This window comes from Sphingorhabdus sp. YGSMI21, from assembly GCF_002776575.1.
Taxonomy (GTDB): Bacteria; Pseudomonadota; Alphaproteobacteria; order Sphingomonadales; family Sphingomonadaceae; genus Parasphingorhabdus.
On the sequence record NZ_CP022548.1, the window covers coordinates 1927323 to 1949251 of the forward strand.

The 21929-nt window shown below is 52.5% G+C and carries 17 protein-coding genes; 10 read left to right on the top strand and 7 right to left on the bottom strand.

Annotated features, from left to right (window positions below):
- Positions 1–9: 9 nt before the first annotated feature.
- The 6 genes from CHN51_RS09475 to CHN51_RS09505 all read right to left on the bottom strand — a co-directional run bounded on the left by CHN51_RS09475 (position 10) and on the right by CHN51_RS09505 (position 9040).
- Complete coding sequence (locus CHN51_RS09475; RefSeq protein ID WP_100093797.1) at positions 10–3279, bottom strand: CusA/CzcA family heavy metal efflux RND transporter; 3270 nt, start codon at positions 3277–3279, stop codon at positions 10–12.
- A gap of 28 nt (positions 3280–3307) precedes the next feature.
- Positions 3308–4459 (bottom strand): efflux RND transporter periplasmic adaptor subunit, encoded by a 1152-nt coding sequence (locus CHN51_RS09480; RefSeq protein ID WP_100093798.1) that lies wholly within the window; start codon positions 4457–4459, stop codon positions 3308–3310.
- 211 nt (positions 4460–4670) lie between these two features.
- Positions 4671–5900, bottom strand: coding sequence for a TolC family protein (locus CHN51_RS09490; protein ID WP_236553972.1), 1230 nt, complete (start codon positions 5898–5900; stop codon positions 4671–4673).
- 65 nt (positions 5901–5965) lie between these two features.
- The gene (locus tag CHN51_RS09495) at positions 5966–6331 is read right to left on the bottom strand and encodes a hypothetical protein (RefSeq protein WP_100093800.1); all 366 of its coding nucleotides are present in this window, start codon (positions 6329–6331) and stop codon (positions 5966–5968) included.
- A gap of 140 nt (positions 6332–6471) precedes the next feature.
- Positions 6472–8412 (bottom strand): cytochrome c/FTR1 family iron permease, encoded by a 1941-nt coding sequence (locus tag CHN51_RS09500; protein WP_100093801.1) that lies wholly within the window; start codon positions 8410–8412, stop codon positions 6472–6474.
- Positions 8405–9040, bottom strand: a complete 636-nt coding sequence (locus CHN51_RS09505; protein WP_100093802.1) for a cation transporter — start codon at positions 9038–9040, stop codon at positions 8405–8407. The genes CHN51_RS09500 and CHN51_RS09505 overlap by 8 nt, the downstream gene beginning before the upstream one ends.
- A gap of 82 nt (positions 9041–9122) precedes the next feature.
- Here CHN51_RS09505 and CHN51_RS09510 point away from each other — a divergent pair, with 82 nt between their 5' ends.
- From CHN51_RS09510 to CHN51_RS09555, 10 genes are all read left to right on the top strand, one after another.
- Positions 9123–9578 (top strand): helix-turn-helix domain-containing protein, encoded by a 456-nt coding sequence (locus CHN51_RS09510; protein WP_100093803.1) that lies wholly within the window; start codon positions 9123–9125, stop codon positions 9576–9578.
- 55 nt (positions 9579–9633) lie between these two features.
- Positions 9634–10026 carry a helix-turn-helix domain-containing protein gene (locus CHN51_RS09515; protein ID WP_100093804.1) on the top strand — a complete coding sequence of 131 codons (393 nt, stop codon included), beginning with the start codon at positions 9634–9636 and terminating at the stop codon, positions 10024–10026.
- A gap of 339 nt (positions 10027–10365) precedes the next feature.
- A complete protein-coding gene (locus CHN51_RS09520; protein WP_123906290.1) occupies positions 10366–11373 on the top strand; it encodes a hypothetical protein in 1008 nt (335 codons plus the stop codon).
- A gap of 139 nt (positions 11374–11512) precedes the next feature.
- Positions 11513–12016, top strand: a complete 504-nt coding sequence (locus CHN51_RS09525; RefSeq protein WP_100093806.1) for a hypothetical protein — start codon at positions 11513–11515, stop codon at positions 12014–12016.
- Positions 12013–14631 (top strand): hypothetical protein, encoded by a 2619-nt coding sequence (locus tag CHN51_RS09530; RefSeq protein WP_100093807.1) that lies wholly within the window; start codon positions 12013–12015, stop codon positions 14629–14631. Before CHN51_RS09525 ends, CHN51_RS09530 begins: the two co-directional genes overlap by 4 nt.
- Positions 14632–14766: 135 nt before the next feature.
- Entirely contained in the window at positions 14767–15657 is an 891-nt protein-coding gene (locus CHN51_RS09535; RefSeq protein WP_100093808.1) for a 3'-5' exonuclease, read from the top strand.
- 70 nt (positions 15658–15727) lie between these two features.
- Positions 15728–16570 (top strand): hypothetical protein, encoded by an 843-nt coding sequence (locus CHN51_RS09540; RefSeq protein ID WP_100093809.1) that lies wholly within the window; start codon positions 15728–15730, stop codon positions 16568–16570.
- A 165-nt stretch (positions 16571–16735) separates the two neighbouring features.
- Positions 16736–17314, top strand: coding sequence for a hypothetical protein (locus CHN51_RS09545; RefSeq protein ID WP_100093810.1), 579 nt, complete (start codon positions 16736–16738; stop codon positions 17312–17314).
- Between the two features lie 200 nt (positions 17315–17514).
- Positions 17515–18195, top strand: coding sequence for a hypothetical protein (locus CHN51_RS09550; protein ID WP_100093811.1), 681 nt, complete (start codon positions 17515–17517; stop codon positions 18193–18195).
- A gap of 1 nt (position 18196) precedes the next feature.
- Positions 18197–19015 carry a hypothetical protein gene (locus CHN51_RS09555; RefSeq protein ID WP_100093812.1) on the top strand — a complete coding sequence of 273 codons (819 nt, stop codon included), beginning with the start codon at positions 18197–18199 and terminating at the stop codon, positions 19013–19015.
- A gap of 839 nt (positions 19016–19854) precedes the next feature.
- On the opposite strand, the gene CHN51_RS09560 is transcribed toward CHN51_RS09555, so the two are convergent.
- Positions 19855–21669: a site-specific integrase gene (locus CHN51_RS09560; RefSeq protein WP_236553969.1), complete on the bottom strand. Its 1815-nt coding sequence runs from the start codon at positions 21667–21669 to the stop codon at positions 19855–19857.
- Positions 21670–21929 lie beyond the last annotated feature (260 nt).

Here is a 21929-nt window from a genome sequence, read left to right on the forward strand (position 1 = left end):
CACTCCTTCTCATTCTGGCTTTGGACGGAAACGTTGCAGGATTGGAAATTTGTCCAAAGAGGGCGTGAATCGCTTGATATGCGGCCTCAAATCGGGAAATTCGCGCTCAAGCATCAACCGTGTCACGGCGGGCAACACGAAAAGCGTCAAAATCGTTGCGGTGATCAAACCGCCGATAACCACGATCGCCAACGGCTTTTGCACCTCAGCGCCTGTGCCAGTCGCGATTGCCATCGGAACGAAGCCCAATGACGGCACGATGGCTGTCATCAGAATGGACCTGTAGCGTTCGACTGCGCCAGAGTAGATGGCCTCAACCAATTCCACGCCAGATTCAAGACGCCCCTGAATGGCGGTCATCATCACAAGTCCATTGAGCACCGCCACGCCGGCCAGAACAATAAAGCCCACAGCAACCGAGATAGAGAATGGCAGACCCGTTGCTGCTAGCGAGAATATCCCGCCTGCAATTCCCAGAGGGACTGTGACAAATACTGCGGCAGCCATACGGAAGTTACCGAGAGCCATGACCAGCAGACCAAAGATCAACAGCGCTATGACAGGAACAACAAGATTGATTCTTGCCTGAGCGGCCTGCAGGCTTTCAAATTGCCCGCCCCATTCGAGGATGACTCCTGATGGTAGAGCGACATCGCGCTCAATTTGGGACTTCGCTTCGTTCACAAAGGAGCCAACATCGCGGCCTCGAACATTGAGCTGCACAACAACGCGCCGCTGTCCGTTTTCCCGGCTGATCTGATTGAGGCCTTCGGTTTCTTTCAGGGTAGCCAAGGATCGGAGTGGAACCGACGACCTTTTCCCGAAACCATTTTCCGGCAAAATAACTGGTAGCGCTCCGATAGCGTCGATATCGTTACGCACTTCGCCAGGTAGCCTCACAACAATATCAAACCTGCGGTCGCCCTGAAATACCAGCCCGCTTTCGGCGCCGCCCAATGCGGCGCTGACGGTTGCGGCCACTTCATCAACGGTGAGACCATGGGCTGCAATTGCCGAATTATCGAATTGCACGTCCAATGTCGGAAAGCCCTCGGTTTGCTCGACGCGGACATCCGCAGAACCTTCAATACCCGAAAAAACGGTCGCAAGCTGATTGGCAGTGGCCGACAGCTGCTCGAGGTCGTCGCCAAATACCTTGACGGCAACATCACCCCGCACACCTGCAATCAACTCATTGAAACGCATTTCAATGGGCTGACTGAACTCGTAATTCTGGCCGATGAGATTGGCTAGTTTCGCTTCCATCTGTTCCACCAGCTCTGTCTTTGAAAGCGACGGGTCGGGCCATTCATCTTTCGGACGCAAAATGATAAATGCATCGGAAATATTGACCGGCATGGGATCGCTGGCCACTTCAGCTGTTCCGGTTTTTGAATACATGAAGCGGACCTGTGGAAATTTGGAAATCTCCCGCTCGATCTGTTTTTGCATTGAAACAGATTGATCCAGCGAAGTGGACGGTATTCGGATCGATTGAAGGGACAGATCCTGTTCGTCGAGTTGCGGCATGAACTCGCTACCGAGAAAGCCGAACATACCGATCGACAGTCCAAATACGGCAAGGCCTGCCAAGGTTGCCCGTCCGGGCCATTTCAGTGCTTTTCGTAATGCCGGTTCGTATTTGCTTTTGCTCCAGCTCACCATCCGAACCTCTTTTTCAGAAACACGGCCGCTTATCAGCAGAGCCAATAATGCCGGGACCAAGGTCAGTGAGAGAATAAACGCCGATATGAGCGCAAGCATTACGGTGATGGCCATCGGCGAGAAGGTCTTTCCTTCAACACCCTGGAAGGTGAGCAATGGCACGAAAACCAGCAAAATTATCGCCTGGCCAAATAGCGAAGGCCTGATCATTTCTCTTGTTGATGCGATCACTTCTTCCAGTCGTTCGCCTAGAGATAGAAGTCGCCCTTCTTCATGTTGCCGGCCTGCCATCCGGCGCAGGAAATTTTCCACGATGATAACACTGCCGTCAACGATCAAGCCGAAATCAAGAGCGCCCAAGCTCATGAGATTTCCCGAAACGCCAAATCGATTCATGCCGATTGCCATCATCACAAAGGAAACGGGAATGACGAGCGCGGTAATCAGCGCTGCCCTGAAATTGCCAAGGAGCAGGAATAGCGCGACGATAACCAACAAAGCTCCCTCGGTCAGGTTTTTTTCAACCGTGCTGATAGTCGCATTGACCAGTTTCGAACGGTCCAGAACGACTTCTAATTTTATGTTGGGAGGCATTGTCTTGACGATTTCTGCAAGCCTTTCACCGGTTGCAGCGGCAACCGCACGGCTGTTTTCACCAAGCAGCATCAATGCGGTTCCGACAACGACTTCTTCGCCATTCTCGGTTGCCGCGCCGGTTCGCAAATCGCCGCCATTGCTGACGGATGCAACGTCACGGACGCGAACAGGAATGCCTTCGCGTGTCGCGATGATCGAATTTTCAATTTCTTCCAGCGATTTGAGTCGTGCGTCTGCCCGCACCAGAAATGCCTCTCCGCCGCGTTCAACGAAGTTTGCGCCAACAGAAAGATTGACCCTTCCAAGCGCTTCGGAAAGATCGTCAAAACCGATACCGTAGGAAGAAAGCCGAGCCGCCGAGGGGGTAACGACAAATTGTTTGGCGTAACCACCAATCGAGTCAACACCAGCGATGCCCTTGACGTTGCGCAATTGCGGTCCGATTACCCAGTCTTGAAGCGTGCGTAGATACGCCGCCTTTGAGACTTCATCGTTCAAGCGTTCACCTTCGGGAGTCAGGTATGAACCATCAGATTGCCAGCCAGAACCGCCCGCAGCTTTTCCTTTTTCAAATGGCTCGTAGCTGACCGTCCACATCAAAACCTCGCCAAGCCCTGTGGATACCGGTCCCATTGCCGGTTCGGCAGTGGCCGGCAGGCTATTGCGAACAGTGGTCAGTCTTTCGGCCACCTGTTGACGAGCAAAGTAGACGTCGGCGCTATCGTCGAATATCGCCGTAACCTGCGAAAAGCCGTTCCGGGAGATGGATCGGGTCGTCTGCAGTCCCGGAATGCCCGCCAGCGATGTTTCAACCGGATAAGTCACCAAGCGTTCAATATCGAGCGGTGAGAGAGTAGGGTCGACAGTGTTGATCTGGACCTGATTATTGGTGATGTCAGGGACAGCATCAATTGGCAGATTAACCAGATTAAAGACTCCGAGTGCCGCGACTGCAGCAAGAAACAATACGGTAAGATACCGATTGCGGACGGACATTTCGACGAGACGTGCAATCATAGCCGTTGCTCCAATGGGAATGTATTAATCAATGTTCTGCTTCGCCGCGGCCAAGTTCAGATTTCAGGAGAAAGGCGTTTTTACCGGCGATTTGTTCGCCGGACTTGAGACCGTCGACAATCTCGATTCTACCGCCGCTCTTCGCTCCGGTCGTAACGGACCGTGCACGGAAACCAGATTTGGTCTTTACAAACACGACGTTGCGTCCTTCGACGGATTGGACAGCCTCTGCGGGAACAATCAATGCCGTAGACTGATCGCTTGTCGCCTGCTGAAGTATCCGCACCCGCACATATTCTCCGGGGACGAGTCTGGCGCCTGAAGCAGGGGCAAGCACGACAATGGCCGCTCTGTTTTCCGGATCGGCAGCTGGCGTAACCGCCAATACCCGAGCGGAGATTTCACCCTCGGGCGTTTCGACCGTGGCCGCTGCTCCAGTGCTGATCTTGCGCGCATCTTCCGCAGGAACTGCCGCCTCAATTTGAATAAGGTTCGGATTGGCGATACGGAAAAGCTCATCCTGTGCGGTGACATAGGAGCCGAGAATTGCCGGGCTTGACGTTATTCGGCCGCCAATCGGTGAGCGCACAGCAATAAATCGTCCGCTGACACCTGACGCAGTGGCCGCCTGGCTTGCCCGTCTTGCTTCTGCGGCAGCCTGTTGATTTTCTGCTCTCGCCGTTTCAAGATCTGCCCGTGCGGTGATTTTCTCATCGAAGAGGCGCTGCTCACGGTTCAGCTGCGACCGGGCAAGCGCGGCCCGAGAAGCTGCCGATGTAACCTCGGAACTAATTGCGGCGGCTTCGCGGCTCTCTATGGTAGCCACTGTCTCGCCGCGCCGAACCGCATCTCCCAACCTCTTTTTGATGTTCGTGACCCTGCCTTCAGCGCCTGCACTCAATATGGCCTGCCCTTGGGGAGACGGTGCAACACTACCCTGCGCAATAATCTCGGCATCAAGCGAACTTGGAGCCACATCGAATATTCCGATTTCAGAGGCGCGCAGCTGTTCTTCTGTCATTTCGACAACGCCCTCTTCTTCGGAATGATTTTCTTCTGTGGTGTTGGCAGCGCCCTGATTTTCCGCGCTACCGCCGGTTGAGCCATTGAAAATTACTCCCAGCACAACCGCAAACGCGATGGCCAGGCCAGCGATTATGATCCATTTTCTGTTGTTCATTTTATATATCCCTGCTCGAATTTTGTGACCGTCCCGCAGTCAAACTCTGGTTTTGTGGAGGCCCGCTGTCACCGGAAAAACTGGTTTCTGTAGTGACGCAATCTGGCACCGCTATTGCGATCGACGTCAGCATGAACAGGCCGGTTAGAACAGTCAGCATGGTGAAGATGCCAGCCAATATTATGACGTGATCTACTTCCAGTTTTCTCATCTATCTGGCCGCCAATCTCAGCAGTGTAATCACCGCCTCCGCTCTCGCTACCTTGGCTTCCAACAGGCCGAGTTCAGCCGTGTCTCTTGCTGCTGCAGCGTCCAGGACATCCAACAGGGTAAATTTTCCGTATTGATATCCCAGTTGGGCCAGCCTTGATGCTTCTTCAGCTTGGGGCAGTGTCTGGCTTTCCAGAGTTTCCACCCGGCTTTGCGTTGCTTCCAGTTGATTGCTGGCAATATTATATTCCCGGTTGATCGCTACCAACCGCAAAGCGCGACGCGCCTCAGCTCCGCGAACGCTCGCTTCTGCCGCTTGAATGCTGCCCTGGTTGCGATTTCCAAACGGTATGGCAATCGAAGCACCCACGATGAACGCAGTATCCCCGCTTTCTTCAAAACGTCTGGCGCCGCCGCTTAACGTTAGATCCGGAACAGCATTTGCGCGTTCGCGCGTGACAATGGCACTGGCAGCGTCCCGGTTCGCTTCTGCGGCTTTGATCTGTAGGGATTGGGACAGGTCGGCCTCAAATTCTACGTCACCGCCGCTGAGCCAGACCGGCTCAACTTCCTGAGGTGGTGTTTGCGAGCCCCAAAGCGATGCAAGTAGCAATCTGGCGGAATATTCCTCTGCCCTTGCGGCTTCCAGTGCTGCTTCCGCTTCGCCAAGCGCAGCGTCAGCGCGCAATGCTCTAAGCGGCGGGTCACGGCCAGTTTCAACGAGGATTCTAGCAATTCTTGACAGCTCCCGGTTGCGACCGACGACGCGCGTTGCAAAGTCAAGGCGGCTCTGAGCAGCAACTGCTTCTGTATATGCCAAACGCACGGAGCTGGCCAATTCGGCCTGAGAGATAGCAGCTTCTACCTCTGCCAGGCTTGTCTGCGCTCGCGCCGCACGTGTTCTGGCTCCGCGTTTACCGCCGAGCTCCAATCTTTGCCCAACAGAAACTGTATATTCGGTTGAACGCAGGCCTTTGAAAACGCCGCTCCCGGCGACGTTTTCAACCTCTACCGAGACCTCGGGATTTGGTCCGAGGCTCGCTTGTTTTTGGTTTCCGCGCGCGATATCAATCTCTGCTTGGGAAATTTGCACGGCAGGCGATTCAGCTCCAGCGCGCACTAAGGCCTCGTTTAAACTAACACTCTGATCCTCGGCCAGAGCGGCAGTGGCAGGGCTCGCGGCAAATATCATTGCCGCACAGAGGCGCAGGCGCGCCATTTTCTTCAACATTTCTGAGAAATCCTCGCTTAACTAATTGAAATAACGCCATGAGTCTGGCGCAAGTCAGAATTAGTTCAGACGCGAGGTGGTCGTTTTAAACGGGATGAATGCGCAGACAGCGCAAATTGATCGGCATTGCTGCTGAAGCTGGAACTTACCAGATTCACTGAACCGTCGAAGCCCAGCAACCGTGCTGTGGTAACGCTGCCGTTATGGCAATGACCATGCGGACAGATTCCATGTTTACCGGCGTCATTATCCGAAGGGGCTTCATCCGAGTGTCCGGCGTCGGAAATCAACATCAGTTCGGCGTTTTGTGGTTCGCTGGCGCATTCAGCTGCTTCGGCTACCGTCATGCTCGACATAATCAGAACGAGCAAAACCGCCATCAGGCGAAAGAGCCCTGACGTTTTTTCATTTATGCCGCTGCGTTCATTCATGGTTCCGCCCAATACATTATCTCGTTAGTTCATCAAGTGCTTTTGAACAACATTTCCAATATTTCATGCAGTTAGATATGTAATATCATCAAATTTTGTGGTCTTTGATCGGTTTAAGAATTAGTAAAAATCACGAAGAATTAAGTCTTCCTAGCATTATACCAATAGCCGATAGCGATGACTCCCATTGCCACAATCTGGGCCAAAATAGACTGAACCGCAGGGAAAATTCCCAACATCGAAATCTGCAGAAAATCAGGAAGCGGAGTCACGCTTATGAAACCGGCTTCCTGTAACGCAGCAATTCCTTTTCCGGTGAGAACCACTGTCAGCACGACCATCAATGCTGAGCTGTAAGCGAAAAACTTACCTATCGGCAATTTCCGGCTGTAGCTTAGCATTGCCCAGGCAATGGCCATAAGCAAAAAGATCGCGGCTCCAGAGCCAACCAGAATGATCATACCATTGTCCGCAGTCCAGAGCGCCGCAAAAAACAGTATTGTCTCAAAGACCTCACGGTAAACGACAATGAATGCTAGCCCAAAGAGAAACCATGCAGATCCCCGCGACAATACTTTGCTCATTGTTTCGCGGATATAGCGTTGCCACTCATCGGCGCGGGACTTGCCGTGCATCCACAAGCCCACAAAAAGCAGGATTACCGCTGCAAATAGCGAACCAAAGCCTTCGGTCAGTTCACGGCTAGCGCCGCTGATACCTATGAGATAGGTGGCAGCGAACCATGTGATGCCGCCTGCGAGAAGCGCCGTTATCCAGCCCCCATGCACATACAACATGACTTCGGGACGTTCGGCTTTGCGCAGAAACGCAATCATGGCAACCACGATCAGTAATGCCTCCAGCCCTTCGCGCAGCAATATCGTGAAGGCTCCTACGAAAGCCGATGCCTGGCTGGCTTGATCGGCGTCCAACGCGGACTCTGCTTCCGAAAAAAGCCGATCAAGCGCGTCGATCCGGCTCTCCACCTCTGCTACAGGAAGATCGTCACCGATAGCAGCGCGGACACGGGCCATCGAGCGTTCAATGGCTTTTAGCAAAGAGGGATCGCGAGAGGCCAGCGCAGGTTCCAGAGGTTCAAAGCCGTCAAGATACGCAGATAATGCTAGAGTTTCTGCCTCGTCTTTTCTGCCTGCTTGATAAGCAGCAAAACTTTCTTTTAGTTTGGTCCGCGATAGTGCCAGAGAACCGCTTGAGGTAGCCCCAATGGCATCCGGGTGGTTCCGCAGGAATGCCATCACCGCATCTGCTTTTTCTGGTCCAATCTGCTTTCCAAGATTGGCAGGAGTCATGCTTGCCAGAGCTGCGAGATCAGGAAACAGAGCGCGAATAGACGCGTCATTTTCCCAAAGCTCTTCTCCCTTGGATGCCTCAGCAAATGCAAAGCCGCCCACATAGGCGGCCATGTCCCAAAGATCCTGAGCAGGCAAATCGGCAAAACTCTGCATTGCTGTCCCGTCAAGCCCCTGACCTATAACCTGATAAAGTGCGAACAGGCTGCGTTCTCTTGCTCGAGCGCCATCGGTAAAAGCAATAGGAGCGGGGTCGAGCTGCTCTGCATTCGGCCCTTGGCCGTTACCAGACATGCCGTGGCAACTGGCACAATTTTGAGCATATAGCCGTTTGCCATTTTGTATGTTTGGTGCAATTTTGGGTGCAAGTGGAACAGGATAACTGCGTAGCAACTCCGTTGCCAGCAGGCGTGCCTGCCGCGCGACTTTATCCGGAGACGTTTTATTATCAATGGCCGCATTAAGCTCGTCACCTTTTGCAACCAGGTCGGCTCGACCCGGCTTTGGTGGCAGCTTTGCCAAACCGTCGACGACAGCTCCCGAAAACTCCTCCATTTCGGAATATTCAGCGTCGTTTGTCACCTTGCCTTTATCTACTGCGCCGGGATAATCGACCGCAATATAATCCAGCAATCGCCACAGCGTTTCAACCTCGGCAATTTTTACCTGCGCATAAGCCGGAATAGAAATGGCGGCCAGCATCAAGAGCGATATCAGAATGAATGATATTCTAGCAAAATGACGCATTAGGTTCGCAATTCTCTCAGGCATTTTGAAGCTGCATTTCGGCAACCGCGTTTTGTATGATTTGGTATGCTGAGTGAATGAAAAGCATCGCAATAACGGCAGCCACGGCGATATCGGGCCAGGCTTTTCCGGTCCACGCCACGAGACCGGCAGCACCTATTACAGCGACGTTTGCGATCGCGTCATTGCGGCTGAACAGCCATATGGCTTGAACATTTGCATCACCATCACGAAACTGTGACAGAACGTAAGCCGACGCTATATTTATCCCGAGCGCGACAAAACCAATTACCCCCATAATACCGGCTTCTGGCATTCCCGGACTCATAGCCCGCCAGATGGCAAACCCGATCACGCCTATACCTAGCAGTCCGAGAAAAATGCCTTGGACGAGCGCCACACGCGAACGCGCAAGCGCTGTCCACCCAAGTGCGAAAAGCCCGATCAGCGTGATTGAGCCATCACCCAGAAAATCGAGCGCGTCTGCCTTGAGTGCCTGACTATCAGCAACAAATCCGCCAATAATCTCGCATAGCCCAAACCCGATGTTGAGGATCACAACAATCCACAAAGCACGCCGGTATGCTGGATCATCCTGAGCCCTTACGGCATCACCAGCGCAGGCGCAGCCATCTTCATCATTCTTACTCATAGGGTTGCTCTACAACCTCTAGTGACTGTAGAAGCAAGCAGTTTTTGCAAATGCAAGTCATTAGGAGGTTATTTTGGCAAAGATGATGATTGGCGAACTTGGAAATCGCACAGGCACCAAAGTGAATACCATTCGGTATTACGAAGATATCGGGATATTGCCCCCACCTGTGCGGACAGATTCAGGGCGACGCACCTATGCTGAATGCGACGTAAAAAGACTATCTTTTATAAGGCATAGCCGCAGCTTCGGCTTTTCCCTTGCTGAAATTAGGTCGCTTCTAAGTCTATCAGATAGTCCAGAACAGGATTGCACTCTGGCATCGACCATCGCAAAATCGCATCTTGAACGAATTGATATGAAGATAAGCCAGCTTGAAGGATTGCGGCATTCGCTCTTGGCGTTTGCGATATCTTGTTCCGGTGGGCGAGCGGAGAATTGCGAAATCATTGGTGCACTCTGCGAAGTTTCACTTCCCCAGCGGACCCCCGGTTCCACAGGCATCGGCGCAGCAATTATCAGGCCTGATTTTTCATAGACAAAATTTGATTCGCCGACACTTATGCACCCTGTAGTAACTATAGGATCAAACGATGAAAATTGGAGCACTGGCAAAGGCGACAAAGACAAAAGTTGAAACCGTCCGCAACTATGAGAAATTCGGCCTGTTACCGCCCCCAGCACGAACGACTTCAAACTACCGGGATTACGGAAGCGACCATCTCGCCAGGCTTCCGTTCATCCGCCGTGCCCGAAATCTCGGCTTTACCCTGAAGGCACTGCGCGAATTGCTGGAATTATCGGACAATCAAGATCAATCCTGTGAAGCAGTTGATGATATTGCGAGCAGGCACCTTGCCGAGATTGATCAGAAAATTGACGACCTGACCACGCTACGTTCTGAGCTGGATCGCTTGATTGGTGCTTGTCAGCATGGAACAGTAGGGGAATGCAAAATCATTGAGACGCTGGCACCGAGAATTTAAAGATGGCAGAAAGGATCTGGCGCATCGCGAGTTCTGTCAACGAATTCCAGTATTTGCAAATATTCCCGTGACCGCTTTCGGCCCCGCCGGAGCTACATGTGAATGACCTAAACGAGGGCGCGAAGTAGCCATCCTATCGCACTACTGATCCCCCAGGAGGCCACCCGCTTCCAATAAATATCGACCATAAATTGCGAAACATAGTCCTTTGTCCACGGTGCGGAATCTATCTTGCGACTAGCCAAGCAAAATTATCCGAAAAAATTATTCACCAGAACCTTTGGGTGTTTTTTTACCACGTCCTATAACCTTTAGATAACTATGTAATCGAGGTATATTATGGACAAAAACTATCCGGATGAGAACGCCAAAGGCCAAGTCTCACCGCCCGCTACTAAGAGGAAACCCCTATCAAAAGCTGCAAAAGAACGTCGCCGTATTAAAAAGCTGCAGCGCCAATATCCGACGGGTAAATTCTCTCAAATTGGTTCTGACCCTGAACCAGGTTTTCCAAATTTGCCACCGGAAGCCAATGCCTACATTCTCAACGAACTACGCAGGACACTCCGGTCCGGAAGAACGGCCTACGGAAAAAACATGGCAAAGTCCGTCATGAAAGTTTTCGGCCGCTTGCCCAGCGATGAACCTGCTGAACTTGAAAACTGGATCAATTGGCTTTGCCGGAACCGGGAAGAATTGATCAGCGGCAAATATTCTCCCAGTAAACTGAATGATGCATCGCAAGATCCTGAAGCGAGCAGAGCAGTCCTGGATGAAGGAAGCTCACTAAAGTCGGAATTTTCCGATATGCACAACCAACGTTCGGATCTCGGCAAAGCTCCAGAGAATTTGGCAATAACTGATGAGGCTCCACCCCCCAAGGGTCAAAATAGCTTGCCCGATCAGGACCATGATCAAATGAAAAACAATTTGACCGAGGGGGAAGAGGTCAAGCGTTTTGAAGACGTTCCAACGCCGACCGCAACTCAGGATCGCGGGGCAGCAACTTTGGACAAGGTGTCTAAAGAACCATCATACCAACCTGCGAATTATGCGCCCAGCGATTCTGCCGTTCAACCGCATATCGAATATGTGGAGCATGCTACCAACGGGTCAGTCGCTAAAATGCCGGACAAATTCGACTTTTATTTCAAGAAGGATGGTGCTGGCAAAGCAAACAAATTCTTTGGAAGCATCCGGTTTAACGAGAGCCTAGAACAAGTCCTCGAGAACGCTGGTGCTCTTGCGTCAGACAAAGCGGCCGTAGATGAGGTTTTAAACCGAGGCCCGACAGAGCGGGCTTATCTGATTAAAGCGATGCGCGAACTACAGGTCCCTTTACCATGAGAAACCATGTCCAAAAGGGGCCTAAACTTAAGCAGGATGAATGTGGGATTCCCACATTTTATTGCCATCGTGTCGCTACGCTTCGTGACGGCATGCAGGTTTTCAGTTCGTTACTAGATTTTAGCGGAGGAGAAATCTGATGTCAGGCGGTTCCAAGCCGAAGCGGAAAGACCTTCGCACTTCGCGGCCCCGTATCGTTGTCCATTTTGGAAGCAAAGAAGAGGTCGAGTTCGTTAAAAAGTCAGCGCAGGGTGCCTCAACCTCTGAATATTGCCGCGAGCGCATCTTATTGTCAAACGGCTTCCGAGATCCCGTATACGACATAACGTCGAGGTTGTTGGTTACAGTAAATCTCGTTCAGAATGATCTATTCACAATTTGCGACGTTATCCGGGCCCTTACTTCGTTGCGTAAAGCTATCCCGAAGCAATCCGATGGTAGGCCAATCCAAACCCCTGAGATGTCCCGTCTGATCCAGCAAGCGAGCGATGCAATCGCCACAATGATTGAGAGAAACAGCGAGCGAATGGAGATAGATCACGATCTGGTCAAAATTTCTCGGGAGATCGTCAATTTACTGACCGACCGCGAGATCAACAATCGTTCTTCTGCGATCACTGACTGGCGTAAGCCGACGCCATGATCATCAAAATCTGGCAATATCGCGATCAAATAAAAGATCTTGTAGGCGGAGCGGCAAAACAAGCGCGCAGCTTTGATATCGCGATAGGCTGCTCCTCATACATAATCGGGCTCGCTGCCTCGGGCGAGCACCATCATGCTTTTGTGACCGCAGAACGAGTTGGTGAATATGCAATAATGGACCCGGAAGGTGAGGGGTCGCATCGTATAGTAGAGCGATACGCCGACAATCTGTCTTCAAATAAGGTCCAAGATCATGTCAGAGATATGGCCGTATATGCAGCTGGCGCAGGTCTCGACCGCCTTTGGCACATGACATGGAGCCATCGCAAAGGCGAAGCGGTCGACAGCGCATCAATGAGGCGTCAGCGAGCAACGATCTGCCGTATAATGGGAATCGAAGAATGTCCGTCAGTAGGCGCATTTCACGGTGATACCCCAAACTCCCACGGTCATCATCTCTCTGTTTCTATCAATGCCGCAACTGGCGGCAATGTAAGTTTTGGATACGGCTGGTGGAAAGAAGCCGCACAAATCGCGATCGCTGTTTGTGAATATCAAGAGGGCCTCGGGCCCGAACCGAACAGGAGATATGTGGCAGACGAAACCGGCGTCTATCATACCTTCTCAGACATAAAAATTGCAGACGCGCGCGGTTCAATAATCAAAAATGCTGATGGGAAGGTTGACCATCAGCTCATTCATAGCATCCAGAGCCAGCATGAAATTATCTTTGATAACAACAAAGCGGGACCAAAAGACCTCGCCGGTGAAGAATGGCCTATGTCAAGAGTTGCGCACATTCTTGCAGCACCCCGGATACAAAATGCGAAAGACTGGCCTGATCTCCACAGTAGGCTGGCGCGAGTAGGACTTCGCTATGTTAAAGTTGGTAACACAGCTGTTCTTGAAACCGTGCCGCAAAATGGAAAGCAGAAATCTTTAAAAATTGCAGCAGGAAAGGCTTACTCGAACGCAGCGTTAGGCAAGCTGCAGGCCAAGTTCGGCACACCCTATGTTCCGCCTTGTCCAAGCCTAAAAATCAGGCCGTTCGTAATGCCGCGCTTCGACAAGCCAACCACCGATGCGAAAAAGGAAAACTCGGCGGCAAGATGGGACCTTTCCCAGGAAGCAAAAAAACTCACCTCTCACATGCAAACCGATAATCTTCATCGACAGGAAGATTATCGTGATGGCAAAAAGGGCGCAAATTACAATTATCTAGCAAGCAGGCAACGTCAAATGGCTGAAGAGGAGCTATCCGTTGCCAAGCAATTTGCTGTAGCCATCGGAGCGAGACGAGCCCGCCGCAAGCGATCGCCGGACACGGGCAAGCTGCTGCCAAAACCTACAATATCCACACAATTTTTGGCAATTATATGGAGCAGGTTCAAGCCAGATAATGGAAAGGTCAAAGCTGATATCAAGGGCAAGTTGGCAAAGCGATACCAGATTAAGAAGCGGCTTGGCCGGATTGAATATTACGAAGGTATGCGGCTGATGTTCGTAGAGACTCAAAACATGATCGCCATCAGATCAACTGCGCGGCGAGCGCAGATTGATGCGCTTCGTCTTGCCGCAGCGAAACTTTCATCGGTTCGAATTTTTGGCAAACCTGCTGCAATTGCCAACACTGTATTTTTGGCCGCTGAACTTGGGCTGCAGCTCGAAGACCAGCAAAAGTCTTCCGGTGAAAAACACTGCGACAAGATTGAAAGGGAACGTCATCGCGGGATTCTAGAACGACACCGAATTTGGCTCGATTTGGTTCCAAAACTCAGGATTTATCGGGATAAAGAGCGAGCAGCCAAACAAAAGCGGCGCAAGCAAGCTGAGTTGTTCACAGATTCCAAAATTGAGACTTTAGGAATGCGCAATCAGATCGCGCGGGAGGCGGCACGAAACAAACAATTGAACGATCCATTGCCAGGAAGGGCCAGCCGAATATTAGACAATATGGATCGAAACACCTTGCTTCTGGCCTCTTCGCGGGGAACACGCGGCGGCTATCGCTATCTCGATGATCCTGCACTGTTTAATGCTTTTTCAAAAACTCCTGAGGCGTTGCTTTTATCGGAAACACAAATGCGGCTCGAAGCAATCGAGCATATACAAATGGAGCAACGAAAATGGTTTTGCGCCGCTATGCATTCAGATCGGATCATTGTTAAGGAGGGCAAGGTTGAAATTTCCAAACCAGAGGATCACTGGGTTATGGCGTTTTACGAGCAACAAAAAGATGATCCGACGTTCAACCGCTTAATAGCAGTATCTTACCTGCGGCCAGACCGCTTTAAGTTTGATACTGATATACCGCCGGAAATTGTTACATGGCGCTCCGCGCGCGCTACCAATAAACAACAAATGGCCGATTATATTGCCGATGAACTGCATCTGCGGGCAAGAACCGATAAGCGCGATCCTAAGAGCGGAGCCGAAGAATGCAGGCGGATATTTAATCTCATACCGTATGAAGCGCAGGCCTTGCGCGATACGCCGGGACATTTTCTCAGCCAGTATAAAAACTGGTCCTTTCGTAAACCTGACGAGAGTGAAGCTCAGTGGGAGCGTAGACGTAAACTAATTATCCGTAACAATAATTCTTGGGGCCGCTGACGCTTCAGCGGACATCTGTGTTGTAGAAGAAAAAATACATTGAAAGTGCTTTGCCGGTGAAGCCGGCAGGTGAGAGGAAAAAAGAGCAGTAGCGCTCGGCAAAGCCTCGCCGGTTTCCCAACAGGAGAAACCAAAATGAACATGTTACAAAACCAATCAGAGCTGGAGGAAATTTCCAGACGGCTTGACCGTGAAGAAGGCTACCGCGTGCTGCGCGCCGTCCCGAAACGCTTTTCTCATATGCCGGAAGACGGCGTGCCGCCCGATGGCAGATGCATTGCAATTTTAGACACTGAAACTTCGGGACTAAACGTTCATGAAGACAAGCTGATCGAACTCGCGATTATGCTGGTGTGGGTGGATGATGACGGAGAGGTCAGCGGGCACATGGGGCCGGTAAGTTGGCTGCAAGATCCCGGAATAGAACTGGAACCGGAGATCACGTTGATCACCGGCCTTGCCAATCATCATTTGGCCCACAAGCAGATTGATGATGCAGCAGCATTGGGCTTCCTCGATCGAGCGGATCTGCTGGTCGCCCAGAACGCAAAATTTGATTTGGCTTGGATCGAGCAGCGCTATCCAAAACTGAAAGGCAAGGCCTGGGCTTGTTCCTGCAGCGAGATCGACTGGTTGAAGCTTGGCTACGAAGGACGCTCGCAACAACATCTGCTGGCTCAGCATGGCTGGTTTACCAATGCCCATAGGGCTGAGGCAGACGTCTGGTCATTGTTCTGGTTGCTGCAGCAGCGTCAGCGGGGGCCAGGCGACAGTCCGGTCCAGAGCCATCTGCAGCGTCTGCTGCAAGCTGCCGAGACGCCGACCGTGCTCGTTGAAGCGTTGCGCGCGCCATATTCTGCAAAGGATAAGCTCAAGGCTCGAGGTTATCGGTGGGATGCTGGGCGCCGCATCTGGTGCAAAGAAATGGCAGAGGAAAAGCTGGCTGTTGAACGCAGCTGGTTCCGAACCGAGGGACTTCCACTGTTCGGAGCTAAAACGATGACCGCAACTGAGCGTCACCGGTAAAAATTAATCACAAGCCTCAACAACCACGGCCTGCCTTTCGGCGGGCTTTTTTTATGAAAGAAATATACTCATGACCAACCCAACAGAAATTGAACGACAGCTGTCACGCGAAGCCAATCTATTTGCAGCGCGCGGCAGTGCAGCCCATCACGACAGAACCCGCACCTATATCGTTGCTGACTTTGAATATGGCTATGACCGGGACCGCCATAACGGATATGGCGTAGCTGAAGGCAAAGACGCCGAGGAAAAGATACGTTGGCCGTTTCACCGCGTGGCGGCGGCATCTTGGTGCGTGATGCGCTTCAAGCGGGGTTCGGATATTCCCGAGATCCAAGGTCCGATTGTTCTCTCTGCCAATGACCACAGCGAAAAGGAAATGGTCTCTGTTTTCTTTGATGCCTTGGACCAGGAACCAGGCGCTGTGCTGGTGACATGGGGCGGGGAGCATAAGGATCTGGCCGTTCTGCGCCGAACCGCTGGTGAGCTTGATCTGATCATGCCCGGGCAGCTGCGCGAACTCTCGCCAGTCTCTGACCGTAGGATCGATCTATGCGGCGCCGTCTCGATCCGCGCGGAATCGGTTCATCTTCCGGAATATGCAGCAGCTTGCTCGATACCGGCAAAGCCGTCGCCATCCAAAACCATCGGCGAGCTGGTCGAGAAGGGGATGTGGGGGGATGTCGAGGAGCAGGTGCTGGCTGACGTCATGACGACAGCGATCATCATGTTGCGCCATCTCAAATCCCACGGGCTGATCCGCTGCGCCATTCCAGCATGCAGTTTGGCGCTGGCAAATGCAGCGACGAGCGCGAACCCGGAGAGCGAGTTTCTGAGGCGAACGTTCAAGCCCTGGGCTCAGCTCAAAGATAGCACAGCCAATTATACCTGTCCGATCTACCGGGCAGCGTAGCTTCTATTCTACGCTCCATCACGAGCGTGGACATTTTTAAAGTCGAGCCGGCGTGATCACGGGCAGCGCTCTATTGACGACTGGCTCTACCAATATCTTCTAACCAATCCTCAAGCGGGCGGCATCTCAGGATGACCGCCCGCTTGGCATTTCAGGATAATTTTTATGAAACTTCCCATATATTCGGAGCGGATCGTCACCTTCTCCGTCGTCTATCATCCCTATCGCCGCAACACCGAACGGTTCATACGCGCCTTTGGTGCCTTCGAAGTCAATTTCCAGCCTGGTGATGACATATTGTTCACGCGCCATCATCATACATATCCGGATAAGGATCGAACCGCTCCTTTACTGGAAATGACGAAGCTGCTCGATCAACAGACCGACTGCGTTTGCGCGGTTCTGGAAGCTCCGGGCGGGTCTCACCGGCCAAAAACCAAAGCCGACTTTGCGAAAAATGTCCTTGATGCACTGCCGATCTTCAATCTGGGTCTCCACCGCAAGATCCATGTTCACCGGACAGAAGACCAATATGTCAGGGTCAGCGCCGAACTGTTTGGCATAACTTTGGCGTCCAAGATGGCCGGGCCGTCAGAAAAATCCCGGCGAGCAGCAGACCACGCTCAAGCGCTGTGGCTGTCCTGGGTGTTCAATTGCCTTGCTGAGGATCCGGATCAGGCGAACCTGGTTGCGGCCTTTCAGGCTTGGCGCTGCGTCGACGACCTGCGTCCCGTGATATTTTAAAGAACAGGCATTCGCGTAGCGGCCACTGACCTTCGGGGCAGCGTCTGCCGCGCGGCATCATCAATCAATAACAGCAGGAGCAGAAATCATGTAGTAAACTCACCAAGACCCTGCAGCGGGCAAAACGCTGCACACATCATCAACCAAGTCGCTCGACATTTCGTCGTTGCGGCTTTTTTTATATCTAAAGGAAATATATCATGGCGAAGAAGCCAACCAATAATCGCGCGCCGACAAAGGCCGAGCCCAACAAGCCTTATAAAATCGCGGGCACTTCCATCGTCCCGGCCCAGCTATTCCATGTTCCCTCGCTTCAGCCAAGAAAGGAGGGGCCGTGGCGCGATGAACCCGATAAGCTTTCATGGACTGATAAAGCCACCGGTATGCCCTGCATAATGCTCCGCGCCCGGCTTGGCACTTTATCAGGCTATGTCGCGGTAAACACCGAGCATCCTCTGTTCGGCTTCGACTACCGCGCTGTTCCAGCAGACCTTGGCATTCAGCCTCACGGCGGCCTGAACTACAGCGCGCCCTGCGATGAAGAAGCGGACGAACGCGTTTCTGTCTGCCATATTTCACAGCAGCCCCGGGAACGGGTCCGCCATCCGCGCGGCAAGCAGGAGCATCCTCCATTCAGTGAAGAACTATGGTGGTTCGGGTTCGCCTGCGACAAATCCTACGATTTGGTTCCTGGCTGCTACCAAATCCATATGTCGGCTGAAAACGGGCAGACTTATCGCGGCGAGGATTACGTATTCACCCAGTGCACAAATCTCGCGCATCAGTTGGCTGCGGCTGGTGGCGAGATGGGTTCGGGCGTTCCCATCGATACGAGCAGCTTTACCGTGCCGCCTGTCGGTCTTGATGCAGGGGAGAAGTAAGATGGACGAGAACATTCCATACGAAAAACGCCGCAATCCCAATCTGCCTTGGGGATACTGGATGGCAGCTCCAGGTGAAACCACAGGCGATCAGGTTCTGATCGATGAAGATGGCAGCCGGTGGGCGTCTGTTCGTGAATGTCTGTGGGTCAAGCGCTTTAACATGGCGATGCCCGAGCATCTTCCGTATATTGACCTCGAACTGGAGTTCCTGCTCACCTTTCTGGTCATCACGGAACGCCGGATCATTCGGGTTGAGGAGAAGGCCATTGACATATTTGGTGACCATGACAGGGCCCGGTTCTACCAAAGCTGGCTGATCGACAAGAAGCTCATGACGTATGATCGGGGCGGTTGCCTATTTCCCGAACTCACCCCGGAAGCCTTTGCTATCTTGCTGATGCTGGCCAATACACGCAGCCTGAGGAACCAACCGCTGCCGGTCGGCCTGCCGACGCTGGAGCGATGGCATGGGCTCGACCCGGAAGCCATGACGCCCGAATGGGAAGCAGCGCTGCAGAAACTGGAGCGCTATGCCGACCGGCTGCCATATCGGTTTGAGCGGGTGATGATCGGCAAGCTTAATGCCATTAGGCTGGTCGGTGATGGACTGGGGCCGAACATCCCGCTCCGCCGGACCTTGTGGTCGCTCACCTTCCGGGATCAATATGCGCGGGACCGGTTCTACTACTGGCTTTGCCACCGCGTCGATCGGTGGAGCGATTGGGGGACGCGCGCTTGGGAAAATGGCCCCCGAGCGCTCAGCGAATATTTGCTGCAGCTGAAATTTGCAGATGAACCGGCCGTGATGCCAGACTGACCAAGCAGCATGATGCCAAGAACAACGGGCGGGCTCTTCGGAGGCCGTCCGTTGTCATTTACCTAGGCGTAAATTTACCAAAAACCCGCTTCCCTCTAGTTCATCCGGAGCACCTCGCCATCTAGTCTCCCATGCTTCGTTAGCCTACAAGGTCAGGTGACCAATCGATTTACTCGGTCGCTGCGTTGAAAGTTACCTCTGAATCCGGAGCAGACATGCCCTGAGTTCGACTCCGGCATTTCCGACGTCGGTCCAGACAAAGCCGCAGGCCATGGTCCTCTTTTCAGATTAGCTTATTGAAAGCCGGCAGTCGCGAATCCACCTAGTAATTGCAGTTCTGGCGCGAGCAAATTCTGAGCGCTGGACGGCAGCTTTCAGAATCGAGAATGGGTCGAGGAGACGGCAACAATTGCGCGTAATTTCGGACCGACTGTAGTTGGGCCGGAAGCGACCATAGAACATGATCGCCGTAGATGCACTTATGGAAAGCCGGGCGAAATCTGACAATCGACTTATACTTTCCGTCAATACTGGCTGCGTTGATTGCAGGCTATCTCCGCCAGAGGTCAAATGCGGGTGTCGCGCCGATTTTTGCGTAACGAACAGAGGAACCTGCTCGCCAGCATCTCGTCACGGTTCGCCGAGGCAGCATAATATAGTTGAACGGGGCGGTCTGGAAACATTTTTCCAGACCGCCCAGTCAAAACGAATGTTCAAACCTACTGCCGGTAAAAACGAACGATCCCGCGCAACGAGGTGCGCAGCGGCGCCTAAATTGTCTTCAAGCTCTCCATAAGCCTAGTCGCCAAAGGCATATTATGCAGTTCTGGCGGCAAATATTATTTTACTCGCGCTTTTCTTGGCTCACGAAGTTTTGCAGGAAGCAAAGAAACAGGGAAGGGGTCCAGATGCTTCGTTACTTCCGGTATCGTTGCTACGGCATTACGCAACAGTGCCATATGCGCCTTCGAGTAACGTCCTTCAGTTTCCCCTTTGAGAGCATGGCCAGCAAAATCTGCTCTGATTTCAGATGGGATTCCAGCACCCTTCATTGAATCTATCGCGGTGTGACGAAATGCGTGCATTGCTTGGCCGCCTTTAAGAAATGCTAGTTCCTTGGCTATCTTGGTCCAAATACGTTTATAATAGGCATCGCCCATCTGGCCCAAGCCGCTCTCAGCTACTAGCTCCGGAAATAGGGTCTTCTCTCCCGCTTCGCGTAGCGCCGTCACATAATCAATCAAGCCCAATCGCTGCAATTCCTTCGCCACCGGCACTTTGCGTGCCGAACTAATGGTCTTCACCCGGCGCACGTCATTGGCGCGAACGTTGAAGAACCAAAAACCATCTTCCGTTTCCACATCATTGACGTCCAGGCCGCAAATTTCATCGCGGCGCATCCCTGAATACCACGCGATCAGGGGCACGAAATACCACGCATCGTGAACGAGCAAATCGCCTGGCTGCATACGCCGCGCATGTGATTTTGAACCTGTCCATGGCGGGAGATTGAAAATCTCCCTGCCTTGCTCCACGGTATAGACCGATTGTAGTTCACGTTGGTTACGAGTGTCGTTCATAATGAATGCTCCATAGTCAAGTCGTCCCAATGGGTGGTGTTTGTTAAACCAGCCAGTGAGCTGGCGCAGGAAGCCCCAATGCCGGTTGGTCGTAACAACGCCCAACCCAAGTTCTTTTCGAGAAAGGTGCTCGGCCGGCTTAATTTTTGTATCTGTAACTCGCCCTTTCCGCTTCGCTTCTTTTTTCATCGCTTCTTCACCAGCAACGACTTTGGCTTCGGTTTCGTCGATGATTTGCCAGATCGTCATATCGCGATGCTTGGGGGATTTACGAAAGGAGGGGCCGTGCAGCTTTTCGAAACACTGGTCTAGTTTGACGAGATCGTCATGCGTGACGGTCGCCAGCGCTCGCCCGTCCATGACCTGCTCGAGAAGCATTGCAGGAAGTTCGAACTGGTTGCGCGTTTTCAAGGTCCAAGGTTCGCCTTTTTTTCGCGAATTGCCGTCCTTGCCGCCTGTGCGCGGATTATGCTCAAAAAATCTGAGCACTGCTTCGCTTGGTGTCATGGTGACCCACTCGTTAGCTACAGGCTGGTGAGAAGTTACGGTAGGTGAAGAATTTTGAGGGTTTATTGGTTCATAACCCGCCACTTGGACCGGAGCATAAGCCGTGCTTGGATCGGCGAGAACGCGGCGGAATTCCCGGACTGCCTCAATGCGCGCCTGATTGACCACTTTGCGCGCCATGGCTTCACGCAATACAGTTTCTTCCACGCCGATTTCGGCCAGTCTTGTGACGGCTGCCTCCTCAGCGCCATCCTGCTGAATTGATTCGGCAAGGTCCGACCAAGCCATGATGACAATGGGTTCATCGTCGTCGTCGGGATCTATCCGGGCGATCAGGAAATCATCGATTTTGCCTTTTACGACGCCGTCACTTGCTGCTGATTCGCTAGCGCCCAGACGCAGCGAGAGCGCTTTGTCTATATCGTCGTGATCTTCTGGAGGAATAATGTGGAGGTTTGCGTGCATGACTTCGAGTCGATCGCGCTCAATCAGCATTTGGCGGCGATAGATTTCCGCCCGCTGAGCGCTGGTCAGTCCGTCGCTCCTAATATTCGTCATCATGTTCATCGCGACCCTCTCGCAAATCAAAGTCAGCGCTGGAGCGAGTAACGCTGCATGCCTTCGATTCGTAGTCTTGAGGGACATCCTTAACCGAAAAGGCTTATCAAGCCCTAAACGTATGAGGCGGCGATAATAATAGGTGCCGTGCTTGCGAGTGACGTTTTGTATTCCGCACATGGGTGGTGGTATCCTTCCGTGGCACCCTGTCGTGGCGAACCACGACGGGGTAAGAGAAAGAAACCAAATATTTCAAGAGCTTATGTCAT

Excerpts from the sequence above, each read along its gene's own strand:
- CHN51_RS09475 (WP_100093797.1), bottom strand. The coding sequence starts at position 3,279 with ATGATTGCACGTCTCGTCGAAATGTCCGTCCGCAATCGGTATCTTACC.
- CHN51_RS09480 (WP_100093798.1), bottom strand. The coding sequence starts at position 4,459 with ATGAACAACAGAAAATGGATCATAATCGCTGGCCTGGCCATCGCGTTT.
- CHN51_RS09490 (WP_236553972.1), bottom strand. The coding sequence starts at position 5,900 with ATGTTGAAGAAAATGGCGCGCCTGCGCCTCTGTGCGGCAATGATATTT.
- CHN51_RS09495 (WP_100093800.1), bottom strand. The coding sequence starts at position 6,331 with ATGAATGAACGCAGCGGCATAAATGAAAAAACGTCAGGGCTCTTTCGC.
- CHN51_RS09500 (WP_100093801.1), bottom strand. The coding sequence starts at position 8,412 with ATGCCTGAGAGAATTGCGAACCTAATGCGTCATTTTGCTAGAATATCA.
- CHN51_RS09505 (WP_100093802.1), bottom strand. The coding sequence starts at position 9,040 with ATGAGTAAGAATGATGAAGATGGCTGCGCCTGCGCTGGTGATGCCGTA.
- CHN51_RS09510 (WP_100093803.1), top strand. The coding sequence starts at position 9,123 with ATGATGATTGGCGAACTTGGAAATCGCACAGGCACCAAAGTGAATACC.
- CHN51_RS09515 (WP_100093804.1), top strand. The coding sequence starts at position 9,634 with ATGAAAATTGGAGCACTGGCAAAGGCGACAAAGACAAAAGTTGAAACC.
- CHN51_RS09520 (WP_123906290.1), top strand. The coding sequence starts at position 10,366 with ATGGACAAAAACTATCCGGATGAGAACGCCAAAGGCCAAGTCTCACCG.
- CHN51_RS09525 (WP_100093806.1), top strand. The coding sequence starts at position 11,513 with ATGTCAGGCGGTTCCAAGCCGAAGCGGAAAGACCTTCGCACTTCGCGG.
- CHN51_RS09530 (WP_100093807.1), top strand. The coding sequence starts at position 12,013 with ATGATCATCAAAATCTGGCAATATCGCGATCAAATAAAAGATCTTGTA.
- CHN51_RS09535 (WP_100093808.1), top strand. The coding sequence starts at position 14,767 with ATGAACATGTTACAAAACCAATCAGAGCTGGAGGAAATTTCCAGACGG.
- CHN51_RS09540 (WP_100093809.1), top strand. The coding sequence starts at position 15,728 with ATGACCAACCCAACAGAAATTGAACGACAGCTGTCACGCGAAGCCAAT.
- CHN51_RS09545 (WP_100093810.1), top strand. The coding sequence starts at position 16,736 with ATGAAACTTCCCATATATTCGGAGCGGATCGTCACCTTCTCCGTCGTC.
- CHN51_RS09550 (WP_100093811.1), top strand. The coding sequence starts at position 17,515 with ATGGCGAAGAAGCCAACCAATAATCGCGCGCCGACAAAGGCCGAGCCC.
- CHN51_RS09555 (WP_100093812.1), top strand. The coding sequence starts at position 18,197 with ATGGACGAGAACATTCCATACGAAAAACGCCGCAATCCCAATCTGCCT.
- CHN51_RS09560 (WP_236553969.1), bottom strand. The coding sequence starts at position 21,669 with ATGAACATGATGACGAATATTAGGAGCGACGGACTGACCAGCGCTCAG.